Origin of the sequence: Paenibacillus sp. RC67 (assembly GCF_030020805.1) — a bacterium.
GTDB lineage: Bacteria > Bacillota > Bacilli > Paenibacillales > NBRC-103111 > Paenibacillus_S.
Genome location: NZ_CP125098.1, coordinates 6088323 through 6105427, shown reverse-complemented (window position 1 = coordinate 6105427; position 17105 = coordinate 6088323). Strand labels below are relative to the sequence as shown.

General features: G+C 45.3%; 16 protein-coding genes. 11 read left to right on the top strand and 5 right to left on the bottom strand.

Annotation, left to right across the window (positions count from 1 at the left end):
* Nucleotides 1–9 precede the first annotated feature (9 nt).
* The 4 genes from QMA13_RS27700 to QMA13_RS27685 all read left to right on the top strand — a co-directional run bounded on the left by QMA13_RS27700 (nucleotide 10) and on the right by QMA13_RS27685 (nucleotide 2984).
* Entirely contained in the window at nucleotides 10–471 is a 462-nt protein-coding gene (locus QMA13_RS27700) for a tripartite tricarboxylate transporter TctB family protein (RefSeq protein WP_282936908.1), read from the top strand.
* 58 nt (nucleotides 472–529) lie between these two features.
* Complete coding sequence (locus QMA13_RS27695; RefSeq protein ID WP_282936907.1) at nucleotides 530–2056, top strand: tripartite tricarboxylate transporter permease; 1527 nt, start codon at nucleotides 530–532, stop codon at nucleotides 2054–2056.
* Nucleotides 2057–2077: 21 nt separating this feature from the next.
* On the top strand, nucleotides 2078–2224 hold the full coding sequence (locus QMA13_RS27690) for a hypothetical protein (RefSeq protein WP_282936906.1): 147 nt from the start codon (nucleotides 2078–2080) through the stop codon (nucleotides 2222–2224).
* Between the two features lie 61 nt (nucleotides 2225–2285).
* Complete coding sequence (locus QMA13_RS27685; protein ID WP_282936905.1) at nucleotides 2286–2984, top strand: TerC family protein; 699 nt, start codon at nucleotides 2286–2288, stop codon at nucleotides 2982–2984.
* A gap of 125 nt (nucleotides 2985–3109) precedes the next feature.
* On the opposite strand, the gene QMA13_RS27680 is transcribed toward QMA13_RS27685, so the two are convergent.
* Together QMA13_RS27680 and QMA13_RS27675 are read right to left on the bottom strand one after the other, a co-directional pair.
* A complete protein-coding gene (locus tag QMA13_RS27680) occupies nucleotides 3110–5218 on the bottom strand; it encodes an LTA synthase family protein (protein ID WP_282936904.1) in 2109 nt (702 codons plus the stop codon).
* Between the two features lie 226 nt (nucleotides 5219–5444).
* Nucleotides 5445–6251, bottom strand: coding sequence for a polysaccharide deacetylase family protein (locus QMA13_RS27675; protein WP_282936903.1), 807 nt, complete (start codon nucleotides 6249–6251; stop codon nucleotides 5445–5447).
* A gap of 224 nt (nucleotides 6252–6475) precedes the next feature.
* Here QMA13_RS27675 and QMA13_RS27670 point away from each other — a divergent pair, with 224 nt between their 5' ends.
* Complete coding sequence (locus QMA13_RS27670; RefSeq protein WP_282936902.1) at nucleotides 6476–7498, top strand: Gfo/Idh/MocA family protein; 1023 nt, start codon at nucleotides 6476–6478, stop codon at nucleotides 7496–7498.
* A 108-nt stretch (nucleotides 7499–7606) separates the two neighbouring features.
* Here the strand turns inward: QMA13_RS27670 and QMA13_RS27665 are convergent, their stop codons facing one another.
* Nucleotides 7607–8131, bottom strand: a complete 525-nt coding sequence (locus QMA13_RS27665; protein WP_282936901.1) for a MerR family transcriptional regulator — start codon at nucleotides 8129–8131, stop codon at nucleotides 7607–7609.
* Nucleotides 8132–8468: 337 nt separating this feature from the next.
* On the opposite strand from QMA13_RS27665, the gene QMA13_RS27660 reads away from it, so the two are divergent.
* A complete protein-coding gene (locus QMA13_RS27660; RefSeq protein WP_282943594.1) occupies nucleotides 8469–9770 on the top strand; it encodes a voltage-gated chloride channel family protein in 1302 nt (433 codons plus the stop codon).
* A 114-nt stretch (nucleotides 9771–9884) separates the two neighbouring features.
* Here QMA13_RS27660 and QMA13_RS27655 read toward each other — a convergent pair whose 3' ends face one another.
* On the bottom strand, nucleotides 9885–11813 hold the full coding sequence (locus tag QMA13_RS27655) for a methyl-accepting chemotaxis protein (RefSeq protein ID WP_282936900.1): 1929 nt from the start codon (nucleotides 11811–11813) through the stop codon (nucleotides 9885–9887).
* Between the two features lie 241 nt (nucleotides 11814–12054).
* Here QMA13_RS27655 and QMA13_RS27650 point away from each other — a divergent pair, with 241 nt between their 5' ends.
* From QMA13_RS27650 to phoU, 5 genes are all read left to right on the top strand, one after another.
* A complete protein-coding gene (locus tag QMA13_RS27650) occupies nucleotides 12055–12966 on the top strand; it encodes a phosphate ABC transporter substrate-binding protein (RefSeq protein ID WP_282936899.1) in 912 nt (303 codons plus the stop codon).
* Nucleotides 12967–13214: 248 nt separating this feature from the next.
* Nucleotides 13215–14144, top strand: coding sequence for a phosphate ABC transporter permease subunit PstC (gene pstC / locus QMA13_RS27645; RefSeq protein ID WP_282936898.1), 930 nt, complete (start codon nucleotides 13215–13217; stop codon nucleotides 14142–14144).
* A complete protein-coding gene (pstA, locus tag QMA13_RS27640) occupies nucleotides 14141–14998 on the top strand; it encodes a phosphate ABC transporter permease PstA (RefSeq protein ID WP_282936897.1) in 858 nt (285 codons plus the stop codon). Before pstC ends, pstA begins: the two co-directional genes overlap by 4 nt.
* Before the next feature lie 5 nt (nucleotides 14999–15003).
* Nucleotides 15004–15762, top strand: a complete 759-nt coding sequence (gene pstB / locus QMA13_RS27635) for a phosphate ABC transporter ATP-binding protein PstB (RefSeq protein WP_282943592.1) — start codon at nucleotides 15004–15006, stop codon at nucleotides 15760–15762.
* Between the two features lie 24 nt (nucleotides 15763–15786).
* Entirely contained in the window at nucleotides 15787–16446 is a 660-nt protein-coding gene (gene phoU / locus QMA13_RS27630; RefSeq protein ID WP_282936896.1) for a phosphate signaling complex protein PhoU, read from the top strand.
* Between the two features lie 283 nt (nucleotides 16447–16729).
* On the opposite strand, the gene QMA13_RS27625 is transcribed toward phoU, so the two are convergent.
* Complete coding sequence (locus tag QMA13_RS27625; protein WP_282936895.1) at nucleotides 16730–17083, bottom strand: VOC family protein; 354 nt, start codon at nucleotides 17081–17083, stop codon at nucleotides 16730–16732.
* Nucleotides 17084–17105: the final 22 nt, after the last annotated feature.

Sequence of the window (17105 nt, the reverse complement as noted above, 5' to 3'; positions counted from 1 at the left end):
AGGGTTGGAATGAATAAAACGTTCGACCGTTATGCTGGAATAGTATTTCTCGCAATAGGCGCAGCGTTTGTTATAGGAAGCCGAAGCATATCGACAAGCGCTTACGGGAGCAATGTCGGCGCGAATATTTTCCCTATGGTATTGGGCGCTTTTTTGGCTCTAATGAGCCTTCGATTGATTTATGAGACATTTCGCAGGCAGCAGTCGGAGAAGAAGAAGCAGAATTTGGACTATAAGCGTTTTGGTATTATTTTTGCAGCCGCAGTTCTGTACGCGTACTTTTTGGAAGACGTCGGATTCGTCATCTCAACGTTCTTATTCCTGCTTATAGGCTTTCAGACGATGCAAAGGGGGAGAATTTGGGTCTCGCTGCTCATTTCCGCAGTATTTTCGTACGGTGTGTATTTTCTGTATGTTAACGTGCTGGATGGTTCTCTTCCCGGTTTCCCAACATGGTTAGGCCTATCATAAATGATGAGCTTAAGGAAGAAGTATAGATTCATGCATAAGCTTGCAGGAGGTAATGAAATTGAGCACGATTGATTATTTGCTTCATGGTCTCGGAACAGCAATGCAGTGGCATAATTTGGTGTTTGTCTTCTTTGGTGTATTAATAGGAACGGTTGTAGGAGTCCTTCCAGGTATTGGTCCGATGAGCGGTGTGGCATTGCTGATCCCGATAACGGCGACCATGACAAGTGGGTTGGGACCTGAAGAAGCCGCTACAAGCTCGATTATTTTGCTCGCCGGAGTGTACTACGGTGCTATGTACGGAGGCTCTACAACCTCTATATTGCTGAATACTCCAGGAGAATCTTCATCCGTTGTAACGACGCTTGACGGTTATCAAATGGCTAAACAGGGCAGAGCCGGTGCGGCTCTTGCGATCTCTGCCATCGGTTCTTTTGCAGCGGGTATCATTTCATTGATCGGTTTGATCTTTCTGGCACGTCCGTTATCCGCTGTAGCGATCAAATTCGGCCCCGCCGAATATTTCTCGCTGATGGTGCTTGGGCTTCTGGCGATAAGCGGCTTGGCGGGAAAGTCCATGGTCAAAGCCTTAATGATGACGGCATTCGGTCTGCTGCTGGCGACCATCGGAATTGATAGCGTTTCCGGTGTTGAGCGGTTTACATTCAATATTCCCGAATTGTATCAAGGCTTGGAGTTTCTGACCATTGCTGTAGGTACTTTCGCAGTAGGTGAAGTGTTCAAGACGATATTGGAGCGTGAAGGCAATGATGGTGAGCTTGCCAAGATTAACCGAATATTGCCAACGAAAAAAGATTTGAAGGACAGCGCAGCTCCAATCGCCCGCGGCTCGGTATTAGGATTCTTTATCGGATTGCTGCCAGGCGCCGGTGCCATCCTTGCTTCGTTCTTCGCCTACATTGTGGAGAAGAAAATTAGCAAAAACCCGGATAAATTCGGAAAAGGAGCTATAGAAGGTGTTGCTTCACCTGAGTCGGCTAACAATGCCGCATCCGGTGGAGCCATGATTCCGCTGCTTAGTTTGGGGATTCCATCCTCTGGTACAACTGCTATTTTGATGGGTGCCTTTATCATGTATAACGTGCAGCCGGGTCCGCTGCTGTTTCAGGATCATCCTCAGCTTGCCTGGGGGGTTATCGCAAGTATGTTCGTTGGTAATCTCATGCTGCTTGTGTTAAACATGCCACTAGTTAAAGTGTTCGCCAAGGTTATAGAGACGCCGACGAAATATTTAATTCCTTTGATTATTGTTTTCTCTGTGTTCGGTGTGTATGCGGTGCAGTATTCGACGTTTGACTTGATGCTCATCATGGGCTGCGGTCTTGTAGGTTATTTTCTGGCTAAGAACGACTACCCGTTAGCGCCGCTTGTCTTAGGGCTTATTTTGGGGCCAATGATGGAAAATAACATGCGCAGAGCGCTTACGATTTCCAACGGTGATTTCATGATTTTCCTGCAAAAGCCGGTATCTCTTGTCTTTCTGATCATCGGACTGCTGTGGATCACCATTCCTCTTATCCTCAAGATGAGAGGGAAAAATGTATTGGTCAACGAAGAAGGATAAGGTCAATGTAAGCGGCAGTGCGTGGCAGTAAAATGCCAGTACTGCTGCTTATCCTTTATAAAAGGTATTCTTTTTTTCAAGGAGAACCCATATGAATATGGAAATGACTCTGAGTATGCGGCACAGACCGTGCTGCTAAGCAGCATGACTGTAGAGGCTGTCGTCTAGATGTCCAAGATCATCTTCACATAGCCCTGTGCGACACTAAATATGAAAGGAACTACCTGCTATGGATGTACAATGGATGCTGTTAGGATTATTGCAAATCATCTTTATCAATATCGTCTTAAGCGGCGACAATGCAGTCGTTATCGCATTAGCTTGCCGCAATTTGCCGCAGGAGCAGCAGAAAAAGGCTATTTTCCTTGGTAGCTTGGGCGCCATAGTGTTAAGGATTATATTGACGTTCATCGCTGTATGGATGCTTCAGATTCCATATGTTCAGTTGGCGGGTGGAGTGCTGCTTCTATGGATCGCAATCAAATTGATGAAGCCTGAGGATAATGAAGAACAGCTGGAATCGAGCCATAAGCTCGGAGCAGCTATTAAAACGATTGTTATTGCCGATTTGGTCATGAGTCTGGACAACGTGCTTGCCGTAGCAGGGGCTGCATCGGGTAATTTCCTGTTAATCGGATTTGGACTAGCGTTCAGTATCCCGTTAATCATCTGGGGAAGCAAGCTGCTGATGAACTTGATGAATCGGTTTCGATTCATTGTTCTGCTGGGGGTAGGCCTGCTCGGGTATACCTCGGGAGAAATGATGCTCAACGACAAAATGGTGGGGCATGCCGTAGAGTCATTGAGTCCATCGCTTCATATTATGATTCCGATCCTACTTGCTATTCTTGTTATTGTTGCGGGTAAAATCATTGAAAAGCGTCATTTGCACAAGAAGCAGGAGCAGCCATTGCAAGCCGAGTGCTAAGCATTAATACAGGCAATGATAACACCCTAGCCAGATTGAACAAAGGCACACCCTTAAAAATGAAACAAGCTCGGTAGATCAGCTGCATGATGCGGCGATCTAACCGAGCTTACTATTATTAAGAATTACTTAACCCCGACGGCTTTTTGCGAATAATCGTATTCATTGGATTTGGCTATAATGGCATTTTTGGAATCTTTAACGATAATTTCAAGCTTTAATGGCCCTGAAGTCGATTTGTTTTTATCGGTGTGCAACTGAGCCGTTAGTTCCTTATCACTGGACCATTGGGTTGCAACCTGTTCTCCGTTAATATTGACGATGCTGTTAAAAGGAAGATTGGCACCGGATATTTTTAATACTTCTCCTTCCTTAGAAGGTTCCATTTGGACTCCGTCAATAACCATGGACCCTGTACCCAGCGTATAATTGCTGTCATGAATTTTATTCTTCAAACCATCGTAGCCGAACTGCTGTCCGAATATGATGTCGTATTGCAGTCTTTCATAAGTTTTCAAGCTTTCCTTGCTAATTTTCATATCTGCATAACGATTCTCAGGCGGAATGACCGGAATTCGCTGTGAAAGCTGGTACAAGTAATCCGTGTAGTAGCTGCCTGGTCTCTGAGCTAATTTCAAGGTGTAGGGACCCAGGAATGAAGGACTCATATTGATGTTGTCCTTCGGTGCATGCAAGTAATTGTTCCACACCAACACAGGGACACGGTACATTTTATCAAGGAAATCAGGATCGTTTTCTTTTAAGTAGCCGCTGTCTTTGTAAGCTTTATAATCGTCACCCAAGCTAGGCAAATGATCTCCGAAAAAGACGATAATCGTCGGTTCATCGATGCTTTCGTAGTGGGTCACCATGCGTTTCAACATATCATCCGCACCCAGAAGTCCTTGGGCGTAGGTTTCGAGCAAGCCTTTGGCCTCACCAGTGACGCCGGAAACTTCGATAGTGTTTTCCTTAAATTTTCCTGGATAGTAGTGATAATGGTTTTCCATTGTATTGGCAAAAATAAAATCTGGACCATCCGTACGGGCAGTGGATTCGAATATTTGTCTTGCTACCTCACGATCGGCGAGATAAGGGCCTTCATGGTCCTGTTTCATGAATTCCTGCGAAATAAATCGGGAGAATCCGAATTTCTCATATACCTTTTTACTGTTATAGAACCAGCTGTGGAACGGGTTGATAGCTGTTGTTTTATAGCCTTGCCGCGATAAAATGCCGGCTAACGAATCGATATCTTTATTAATGTATTGATTGTATGCAATCGATCCTTGAGGCAAGAAACGCATCGAATTTCCTGTCAGTACTTCAAATTCAACATTGGCTGTTCCGCCTCCGTATTGAGGGGAAAGCATGGTGCCGCTGCTGTATTTAGAAATCAATTCATGATAAAACGGTAGTGGATCGCGGCTGAACGAAATATCCTTGATCTGCGTCGCATCCCAGAATGATTCACTTAGAACGACGATAATATTGGGCTTAACGTCGCCGGGTTCTGCAACGGCAGACGTCACTTGTGAAGCTACATTGCGAATCGTGTCTGCATCATAACCATCCGGTTGACTCATAAACAGGAATTTCAAATTCATCATTGTCGATAAAAGAAATCCATTAGTACGAACATTTTCCGTTTGGTCCCAGGCCAGATTTTGTACTTTGGTCCATGTCTTCAAGGAGAGTGAACCATCGTTATAAATGGAGCCTAGCAATAGTAAGGACACAAACCCAAGCGCTAAACGATGCTTCCAGCGAATCAGAAACGGAAACCGTGGAAGCTTATAAAGCAATAACAAGCTGATCGCAATAAAAGCAATAATGCCTGATATAACGGTAAAATTAAGAAGACCGCCAACATACTGAACCATATCTTTCGTTTCACTCGTTAAGAGTAAATCCCATGGTAGAAAAGGAACGCCAAGAATACTTAGCTTGACTCCACTTATCAAACCCATGATGAGAAAAATCGTGGAAACGAGCCAGAACGAGAGTCGGACTCTGCCTGTGATGGCCGTTATTAGAAAAAGTACACCCAGAACAACCAGTGTGTTAAGAAAAAGCTCCGGCATCGCGTGGAACGTCCAGCTGAAGGTATCGCCCCAGCCGCCTCTGCTCATCAATTCCACTAAAAATACGATCCATATTGACCATACAACCATGGGTAAACGACGCGCGACTTTTATCCCCTGATTGCGAACTGCAAGCTGCAGTTCCCCCATGTATATCACCACATTATCTATATTAAAATTTTGTAAATACCACCCTAGTATAGCATACCTGAGGACTTTGAACATAAGGGAAAAATCGGGGCAGGACTGCGGTTTGGAAACGTTTTTATTATTGACTTTTCAACGTAAATATTTCAATGAAAAGAGGAAGACTAGCAGCAAAAAAGCTGCTTGAACCGGTAACGGTCAAGCAGCCCTTATCAATAGTCTGTTTTTGCTATTTACTCGCAGTATGATCGTACGATAGAAGCTCAGGTACAGTAACGAAGGAATATCCGTTTTCTTTTAAATATGCAATGATTAATGGAAGTGCCTCGACGGTATTATTCAGGTTACCGCCTCTTCCACCGAAAGAGTGCTGTAAAATAATTGCGCCTGGGCGAACTTCTTTTTTAACCGTGCTCAGAATTTCTGCAGCCGTTTTGCCCTTCCAGTCCTGAGTATCGACAGACCATCCAATGATCTTTTGATGTCCGGTTAAGCTAGCAGTTTCCAACACCTCTGTGGATACAGCTCCATAAGGCGCTCGAAAAACCTCAGGGGATTGGCCGGATATGCTTTTGATTAGCTCGTCTGTTTTGCTGATCTCACTCTGTATCTGATCGCAGGTCATCTTGGATAAGTTTTGATGGTCCCAAGAATGATTTCCCAAAACATGTCCTTCTTGAAGAATGCGGTTGATGACTTGAGGATGCTTTTGGGCATTTTCACCGATCAGGAAGAAGGTAGCTTGAATCTGATTTTTTTTCAGAATATCCAGTATTCGCGGCGTATACTTGTTGTCAGGACCGTCATCAAACGTTAATGCGACACGTTTATCGGCCATTTTCACCATATTAACTACGGTACTAGCGTGATGGACGACGTCCGTGTTGGTGGAGGTTTGGCTGATTGGTGAGGAGCTTAATGCTGTGTTAGGTCCAGGTACGGGTGCTGCTGCCGTCTCTTGTTTTACCGGTTTTTGACCGCATCCTGTCGTGAAAATGAAAATAAAAATAACTAGTATTGCCGCGTACTTGCTCATCCAGTCCACTCACCTTATTATGTCTATCTTTCTATGAATCTATTATAAGCGATGTGGATGATTTTGTCGTGAATTGTCGACCGAAAAATCGAGAAATTTTTCGGACCGTTCTCTTTTAAACCAGTTACTGATTGATTATGATAAAAGAGAATTAATAAAGGTAGAAAGCATAAGAATTTTACTAGAAACACAGTCATATTCCAGGAAAAGAGGATGATCTGCAGATGAACATTCACATTGGCATGATTGGAGCGGGCGGGATCGCCAAATCACGGCACTTACCCAATTTGAAAGAAATAGAAGGTGTTGAATTAACGGCAGTTGCTAACCGGAGGATGGAAACTGCGCAGAAGGCAGCAGAGCAGTTCGGCTTTCGCAAAGTGTACTCGACGTGGCAGGAGGTTGTCGATGATCCTGAAGTAAACGCCGTATTTATATGTACGCCGCCGATTTTGCACCGGGAAATCTCGGAATATTGTATAACCCGTGGAAAACATGTTTTCTCTCAAGCCCGGATGGCTCTCAATCTGGAGGATGCCTTGGAAATGTACAAGCTGGATGAAGCGTCAGACCTAACGACCATGCTTTGTCCGCCACCGAATTATATGAAAGTGGAGCCCTTCGTTATGCAGTTGTTAAAAGATGGAGAGCTGGGCGAAGTTCGGCATGTTCATTTGACACACCCATCCTCACAGTATGCCGATGCGCAGAAGCCGCTTTATTGGAGACAGAGAGCGGATTTGCAAGGAGTTAATGTGTTGGATGTTGGGATTATGGGGGAAGTGCTTAATAAGTGGTTCGGCCCATTGAAATCGCTTTGTGCGGATGGACGTATTTGGGTTGAGGAACGCCCACAGGATGGGGAAGGAAAAAGTCGAGTGGAGGTGCCGGATTCAGTTACTGTGCTGGGTCAATTTGCGGGAGGCTCGCTGCTAACAGCTATGTTCACAGGGGCCGTACAAGGAGGACATTCCCAGTTGAGCATTTATGGAAGCAAGGGGACATTGACCTGCTATCCTGAAGGAACTCAGGTTGTCTTGAATACAGGAGGAGAGGAACGAAGAATAGAGGTGCCTGAATCTTTACGCAAAGAATGGACTGTAGAGAGAGACTTTATTCAAGCCGTGCGCAATGGAACCAAAGGGGATCCTTCCTTCGCAGATGGGGCTCGTTACATGGCATTCACTCAGGCGATAATGGATTCTATTCGTTCAGGTCAGCGTGTTGAGGTTGTTCAAGTGAAATAAAGCAAGTGTACGCCCAATAGTATGAAAGCCCTGCATTTCCATTCGGTGGAGTGCAGGGCTTTTCTTCCTATATGCACGTTGTGTATCACCAAAAGAAACAGGTCCGATTTAGAAAATGCTGAATAGCGCACTGATGAAGCTTTTTTTCTTGTTTGCTTTCGGCGTTTCGCGCAGGCTGGCGAGGGTACGTTCGGAATGGCGGGATAAGGAGCGTTGGATGCTTTCTAAATCTTCCGCCAATGTCTGAACGGTTTTTCGGATTTCTTCAAGCTCGGTCCGGTGCTGTAATATTTGCATGCTTACGATGTCGTCCGCTTTTTGGGCAAGCTGAAGCTCCAGCTGGGTAATCCGCTGCAGAAGCTCATCCGTTTCATAGGATGGGGGAGAGGTTTCGAATGCTTTGGATGGCTTCAAGGAGTTGGTGTCAGAGGACATAATAGCCTGCATCGTTTTGCCTTGCTGCAGCTGCTCATGAATGTGCTTCAGTCGTTCGACATCTTCGGGAGAGTAAATGTAATGACCGAGCTCATCCTTTTGAAACCAACCTTGAAAAAAGGCGACCCAACGTTTGATCGTGGTAGGGCTTACCCCCAGTATCTGAGCGACTTCTTTTGTAGATACAAATTCCATCATCGCATCCTCCGATCTATTCCTTAATCTTTCATACACTAGCTATTCGCTTCTTTTTATGGAGTCCCTGCAAGGGTGACAAAGGTAGTGTCCATTCGATAAAGAAAGTAGTTTTTCTTGGCAATCGTCATGAATGCGACATTCTTTCCAGCGGTGCTGTCAATAAGGCGGGCATTTCGGGAAAAAGGTCAAACTAATAAAAGTAGGACGACAAGATTCATCATTATGGCTTGCGCATGTGGGAGGGAGAACGGTATGATATGAACGAGAGTTAGGATACGGAACAGCATTAATGCATTAACGGGGCGCAAGCGTTCCTGGTTATATTGGATAAGGAATGATGAAATCCATGGAACATTGGACTAAATTGGCTGCTTCGGGGCAGCTTCATTACGGAATAATAAGGTATTTGCTAAAATGGCTGATCATTGGAAGTGTGGTTGGAGGCTTGGGCGGTTCGGCATCGGCTTTCTTTCTATTAACATTGAATGAGGCAACACAAGCGCGGATGGCCGTGCCATGGCTATTGTACTTGCTGCCAATTGGTGGAGCACTCGTCAGTTGGATTTATTGGAAATATGGAAAGAGCAGCTCGAAGGGCAATAATTTAATATTGGAGCAGATTCATGCCGGGAATGAGACGATTCCGCTGCGAATGGCCCCGTTGGTACTTGGGGGCACAATTATAACCCATTTGTTCGGTGGCTCGGCGGGTCGTGAAGGGACGGCCGTGCAGATGGGCGGCAGCTTGGCTGAAATGTTCGGTAAATGGATTCGAATCTCTCCGAGCGATCGGAAAATATTACTTATGTGTGGGATCAGCGCCGGATTCGGCTCTGTATTCGGAACGCCTCTGGCCGGTGCGATATTCGGTCTTGAGGTCATTGCGGTCGGCATGATCTCCTATGAAGCGCTGCTTCCTTGTTTTGTAGCCAGCTTCGTCGGACATACAGTGACTACGGCATGGGGCGTGCACCACGCTCATTACGCTATGGGGCAGGTTCCGCCCGTTGCGGCAGTTATATTGTTGAAAGTATTTGCGGCTTCGATTGTATTTGGACTTGTCAGTCTGTTATTTAGCGAGATGACGCATAAACTGAAGCAATGGTTCACGCGGCTGCTCCCAAATCCTGTATTAAAAAGCTTTGTCGGCGGACTTCTTGTCATTGCGTTGGTCTATATCGTTGGCACACGGGATTATCTCGGATTAGGCTTACCTCTGTTAACTGATTCATTTCATGAATCGGTAGCACCGTTAGCCTTTCTGTGGAAGCTGATCTTTACCTCGGTTACATTAGGGGCCGGTTTCCAGGGAGGCGAAGTAACGCCTCTGTTTGTGATAGGAGCAACGCTCGGCAATGCGTTGGCGGGGCTGCTGCAACTGCAAGGCCCTTTTCTTGCAGGGCTCGGATTAATCGCCGTATTTTGCGGAGCTACGAATACACCGATTGCCTGCTTCATGCTAGGAATCGAGCTATTTGGTTCCGAGGCCGCGATCTATATGTTTTTGGCTTGCGTCATTAGCTATTTATTTTCCGGTCATACAGGCATCTATACTTCCCAAAGGCTGGGAGTGTCCAAAAGTCCTGATGTGAGCCTGACGGAGGATACCACTATAGGTACATGGAAACTTAAACGGTAAACTTTGAGCCTCTATAAAACAATTAAAAAACTACGCCCCGAGTCTTTGCATCCTTTAGGGATGAAGATCGAGGCGTAGTTTTTTTCACACATGGTTTCCCGACAATCTGGACGCTTATACTGTAACCAATTTTTTATCATCCTCCTTCAGTGGAGCTGAATCTTTGGAATCTGGTTCTGCCGCGGTTTCTTGAGTTATGGCGTCGGCGTGTGGTGCTGCGTTCTTCTCATCCTGTAGTAGTGCCGGTTTCTCTTGAAACGGTTCAGCAGCGGCAGAATGGCTGTCTGAGCGTGCATGTACAGCGTCCTCTGCGATCTGGAATTGATTAATTTCTCGAAACAGCTTGCTCGATAATTCAAGAATGTCGTCTGCCTGTGAAGCGATAAGCTGAATGGCGGAGTCCTGCTGTACAGAGGTAGAATTGACTTCTTCCACGCCTGCCGCCGTTTCTTGAGCGATGGCCGCGACGAACTGTACGGAATCGACCAGCTTGCCGTTCATTTCCTTAGAAGCTCCAATCTGCTCCTGAATATGATCGATATGCTCGGACAACGTATCCATCGAAGACCGAATGTGCTGGAATGCATCCATGCTTTCGTTCATTTTCCCATTCTGCTGGTCGAATGATTGTCTGGCAACATGCAAGAAAGATTCAAGCTCCTTCGTTTGCTCAAGCAGCGAACGGATAATGACGGAGATGGACTTGGACGATTCATTCGTCTGAGAGGACAGCAGTCTGACTTCTTCGGCGATGACGGAGAAGCCTCGTCCATGCACGCCGGCGCGAGCCGCTTCTATGGCAGCATTCAAGGCTAATACATTGGTTTGATGCGAGATATCGGTAATCGTATTCACGATTTGGTGAATTTGCACCGTGCTCCCTGATAAGCTCTCCATAGCGGAGAACACTTTGTTCAATACGTCTTCTGAAGTTTGGGAAGCATGCTTCAACGATTCCATTGAAGTGGAGCCTAGGTGTGTGTTAAAAGCGGCCTCGCGGCTTTTTTGTTGAATGGTCACTGAGTTCTGCGCTATTTTCTCCATTTCATGTTGGACTTCCGTTATTAAGTAGGTGCTTTGTTCCGTCTGACCTGCCTGCTGGTCAGCACCTGATGAGATTTCCTGAATAGCTCTTATGATATCTGCGTTGGCAATAGCCGTAGAGCTCGAAAAGCTGTGAAAGGAGCTGGAATGCTCGGACAACGATGATGCGATGGATTGCATATTCGAGAGCATACTGCGGACCTGATCGATCATATGATCGAAGCTGCGGCTTAAATCTCCAAGTTCATCCTTGGAGCTGTTGTTTATTTTGGCCCTTAAGTCCCCTCTCGCCATGGCTTGTACAGCCTGCTGCAATGTACGGATAGGCTTGACGAAGGAGCTAATTAGCAGGTAGGAGATCGCGATCCCGGAAATGACGACGAGAATCGAAGCTATCCACATTGCAATGACCGTGCGATCCAGCAAAGTACGGGTATCTGCTATCGCTTGAACTGCATCTTCAGAGTAGGCAATGTAAAATTGGTCTACATTTACGAAAATGTCAGCCATTAGTTTTTGTGATTCATTATATAAGTACTCCATATTTTTATCCAGATCAGCGGAAGGAAGCTTGTTATCTTGAACCAACTTTGCCGCGACATCGAACGTATTCGTATATTCAACGGTTAACGAAATCAGCTTGCTGCGCCATTTGGCTTGCTCCGGTGTAGTGGCTGTGTCACCGATCTTCTTGATCATTTCGTCAAAGATTTTTCTCTTCTCATTATATTTAGGTATGTAGTCCGCTTTCTTGGATATTTCAAGACCCGACGCAATAATGTTTAATTCCTGCACCATTTCTTTTAATTCCAGCGCCATCAGCTTCAATTCTACCTTATCGTTCTGTTGGCTTAAATGAACCTTCATTTGGTCCACCTGCTGCAAGTTGTATAATGCTGCGATCAAAAACAAGGCAAGCATGGTGGTCATTCCGATAACAAGCTTCATTTTTAATGATAAATCAGACATGGTCGGCAGCTTCTTTGTCTTTGTGCTCATGGTTACCCCTCCATAGTTCTTTCATATAAGAACCAGAACGTGAAGCGAAGTCCTAGATCCTTTTTCCTATAGTATAGAAGGGGATTATTAAAGCAGTGCCATATTTATGTAAAAAGTATTGAAATTCGACAAAAATAACTTTTACATTCCGTTTACGTTTTGCGGGTTTAAACTTTACATTGGCTTGTTAAGATGTCCTAGTAAACAAAAAACGAACGAAACAAAGGGAGGACATGAAGAGATGTTTAAACATTTCTCGAAAAGAGGTTTCAGCTTCGCATTGATCGCAATTCTTTTAATGGGGGTACTTGCTGCATGCGGTACGAAAACAGCAGCTCCTGATACGAAAGCACCAACAAACGGCGCAGCGCCTGCTGGTGACAAAAAGCCTGAACCAGCTGCTGATTTGACAGGAACTGTAACAGCATCCGGATCCAGCGCATTGCTTCCTTTGGTAAAACAAGCTTCCACTGAGTTTATGGAAAAAAATCCAAAAGTAACGGTTAACGTTACAGCTGGTGGTTCCGGTACTGGTTTGAAAAACGTAGCTGACGGCACTTCCGACATCGGTAACTCTGACGTTGCAGCTGGCGACGAGTATAAAGACAAAGGTTTGGTTGACCACGTAGTAGCGATCGCTCCATTTGCTTTGATTGTTAACAAAGAAGTGAACGTAGATAACTTGACGAAAGCTCAAGCTGCTGATATTTTCATGGGTAAAATCACGAACTGGAAAGAAGTTGGCGGTAAAGACGCTAAAATCGTAGTTGTTCACCGTCCAGATAGCTCCGGTTCCCGTACTTTGGTTAAACAAATCGTATTGGATAACAAAGAATTCACTAAAGATGGCGTAACTCAAGAGTCCAGCGGTGCTGTTGCAACTACAGTTGGTTCTACTGCTAACTCCATCGGTTATGTAGATACTCCTTACCTGAACGATACTATTAAAGCTCTGAAATTCGAAGGCGTAGCATTCTCCAAAGATACTATCAAAGATGGTAAATATCCTTTGTACGGTATTGAGCATATGTACACTAAAGGCGAAGCTAAAGGCGCTGTAAAAGCATTCATCGACTACATCTCCAGCCCTGATTTCCAAGGCAAAAAAGTAGAAGAACTGAAATTCTTGCCTGCTAACCTGTTGAAAAAATAATAAATATTTTGTAAAAAGATCCGGTTTCTATGGAACCGGGTCTTTTTTTATTTATAATTACAAGTTCATTTTTTAAATTTTCATCTCATTTCAAAGAATTTTTACATTGTCTTAACAATTCAACGGCATGGCTTTAACAATTGTCCTCTATGATGAAAAAGAACCATACGAAACGCACGAACGTTGGATGCTGATGCAGCCAGCCCGTGGTCGTTCATTTTTAATTAAGAAGTAGGGGGCAAAAGGTCGTGAATTCTTTCGCTGACAAGCTTAATGAGAGAGCAACATTAGAAAAGAAAGTAAGCCGCTGGACGAAAAAACAAAACCGCACAGATGAAGTGATGAAATGGATTTTTGTGGGCAGCGCGATATTGGTTTCCGCCATAATTTTCTCCATCATTGCATTTGTCGGAATACAGGGAGTCAAGACGTTCTCCGGTGTATCCCCTTGGGAATTTTTCTTCTCAACCGACTGGACACCGAGTCAAAATAAATTCGGGATATTTTCCTTCTTGTACAGCACCTTGCTGCTGACTGTGCTATCTGTAGTATTTTCCGTACCGCTAGCTTTATCCGGAGCGGTCTTCATGGCAAAAATTGCACCGAACTGGGTACGCGAAATTATGCGTCCGGCGACGGACCTTTTCGTAGGAATTCCATCTGTTGTATATGGTTTGATCGGACTAACCGTCATTGTTCCGATGCTTGCCAAAGTAACGGGAACGATTGGCTACGGGATTCTGCCTGCAGCTATTATCCTGGCGATTATGATTCTGCCAACGATCCTGTCTATCTCTGAAGATGCGATCCGCGCATTACCAAGCCGTTTAGAGGAAGCTTCGCTTGCACTAGGTGCCACTCGCTGGCAGACGATCTGGAGAGTGCTTATACCGGCAGCTCGTCCAGGTATTATTACCGGCATTATCTTAGGTATGGGTAGAGCAATCGGTGAGACGATGGCGGTGTTCATGGTTATCGGGAACTCGCCACAGATGCCAGGATCGTTGCTGGAATCTACTACCGTTCTGACAACTGCGATCGTTAAGGATATGGGGAACACGAACTATGGTACCACTTGGAATAATGCGCTTTATTTGATGGCACTAGTGCTGCTGCTGATCTCCTTGTCCATGATCATTATTATCCGGTTTGTTGCCAAGAGGAGTGAAGTGAAATGACGAGCAAGACAACAGACCGAATTGCTACAGTATTCTTCTGGTTTACTGGCGTTATGATTATGCTGCTGCTGGCTTGGTTCCTGATTCGAATCCTTGGCGACGGTTTGCCACAGCTATCTTGGAAGTTCATCACTGGCAAGCCTCAAGAGATTATGGCTGGCGGTGGTGTAGGGCCGATGCTATTTAACTCTTTCTATATTTTATTCTTGTCCTTGTTATTCTCCTTGCCTATCGGTATCGGAGCGGGAGTGTACTTATCTATTTATGCAAAGCAAAATAAATTCACCGACTTCATTAGAATTTCCGTTGAAGCCTTGTCCTCTGTACCGTCTATCGTATTCGGATTGTTCGGATTCCTGTTGTTTGTTAATTTGTTCGGTTTGAAATTCTCCATTATCGGCGGCGCGGCTACGTTATCGCTGCTGAATTTGCCGGTCCTGGTTCGTGTTACAGAGGAATCGCTTCGTTCGGTGCCGGAATCGTATTGGGAAGCGTCCCTTGCCCTTGGATCGACACGTTGGCAAGCCATTCGTAAAGTGCTGCTGCCTGCCGCTATGCCGAGCTTGATCACAGGGATTACTCTTGTTGCTGGACGTGCCTTGGGTGAATCCGCCATCTTGATTTACACTGCCGGATTATCGGTATCCCGATTCTTCCCGGATTGGAATCCGCTAGCTATGGGGGAAACGTTGGCAACACACCTCTGGTATGTTCAATCGGAAGCTATCGTTCCTGACGCTAAACAAATTGCAAAAGGAAGCGCAGCGCTGCTGCTTATCGTCGTGCTGGTATTCAACCTGCTGATCGGAATTCCTAGCCGCTTATTACAAAAAAGACTTTCCGGGGGGAAATAAGCATGATGGAGAAAAACAAAATCAAAGTAGAAAAGCTCAACTTGTTTTATGGAGAAAATCAGGCGCTTCACAGTATTGGTCTGGAAATTAAAAATAACTCGATCGTTGCTTTAATTGGTCCTTCCGGCTGCGGCAAATCCACCTTCCTACGGACGCTGAACCGGATGAATGACCTAATAGATAGCGTCAGAATTAATGGGAACATTTTTGTGGATGGCCATAACATCTATGGTCAAGAAATGGATGTAGTGTCTTTGCGCAAAAAGGTCGGCATGGTGTTTCAACGCCCGAATCCTTTTCCAATGAGCATTTACGATAATATTGCTTACGGTCCAAGAATTCATGGAACCAAGAAGAAAGCCGTATTGGACGAAATCGTAGAAAAAAGCTTGGTACAAGCCGCCTTGTGGGATGAAGTAAAGGATCGTCTGCACAAATCCGCTCTCGGTTTGTCCGGTGGTCAGCAGCAGCGGCTTTGCATCGCTCGACTGCTTGCAGTAGAGCCAGATGTATTGTTGATGGATGAGCCTACATCCGCATTGGACCCTATCTCTACCTTAAAGGTAGAAGAGCTGACGCAAACCTTGAAAGAAAAATATACGATTATCATCGTAACGCACAATATGCAGCAAGCAGCACGTATTTCCGATTTTACTTCTTTCTTCTTAAACGGCGAGTTAATTGAATCTGATCAAACAGATAAAATTTTCACAGCACCTACGGATCAAAGAACGGAAGATTACATCACCGGGCGTTTCGGATAATGCAAATGATGTGAGGGGGCTACTATGGACACGAGAACAAGTTTTCACCAAAATGTCGATGAGCTGCAGCAATCTTTACTGAAGATGGGCAGCTTAGTCGAAGAATCCATTTCCAACGCAGTCGATGCTTTAGCCAAGCTGGACGAAAAGCTGGCTAAAAAAATCGTAGTGGAGGACGACATCATCGATGGGATGATGCTCGAAATCGAAGAGCGCTGCCTGCGTCTTATTGCACTGCAGCAGCCTATGGCAAGTGATTTGCGTATTATCGGCACCGCTTTGAAAATTGCTACCGATTTGGAGCGTATCAGCGATCATGCTGTAGATATCGCCAAAATTGCTATTCGCTTATCCGGTGAAGAGCTGATCAAACCACTGGAAGATATCCCGCATATGGCTGTGCTGGTTCGCGATATGCTGCATGAAAGCTTGCTTTCCTATACGGAGCGCAACATTCACCGAGCGGCTGCGCTAGCAGAGAAGGATGACGAGGTCGACAAGCTGTACAGCAATCTGATGAATGAAATCATCGGTATGATGAACAGCGAATTTGCCCGCAACCGCCAGCTATCGCATCTGATGTTCGTAGCGCACTATTTGGAGCGGGTTGCCGACCATTGTACGAATATCGGCGAAGGCGTTATTTATATTGTGACGGGTAAACGTAAGGATTTAAATATATAGTGAGGAGACCGCCTTGGCGGTCTTTTTGTTTTGATGAGGAAGGGAAGGCTCGAAAGCTGCTCATACTTCAGTGGAGTATGCCCCTCCGGCCGCTGTTGAAATCCGTGAATCTGATTAGAGTTAAGTGGTATATTCACGGATTTCAAAGGCGGACGTAAACTCCTCCGAGGCATACCCCACCTTCGTACTTAGCAACATTTCTCGAGACACTGATAGCTCAACAAAACCCCGGACCGCCAATGTGGTCTGATGGTGGGGAGTAGAAGGGAAGAGAGGCCACCGTTTAAACGGCGGCCTTGATTTCTATGCGGTTTCCTTCGGGGTCAATGATGACCCCGATGGTGCCCCAACTTAATTCTCGAATGGTAACTTCGGTTCCACGCTCGCGAAGCTCGTTGACGGTCTCATGAAAATCAAAAACATCGATTCTTAGAACGGTGGGGTTCTGCGCTCTCGTTTTTTCAACCTTGGAGGCAACGCCATTATTTTCAATCATTAAATAGCTTTCACCAAAATCAAGGATGGCAAGATCTTCTTTTTGCTCTCGAAGGGTTAGTCCGATTTTATGCAGATAGAAATCTAGTGCTTCTTGATAATTTTCCGCAAAAAGGATGATTCCGGATTCTTTGATTTTCATATTTAATTCCTCCTCATTCAAT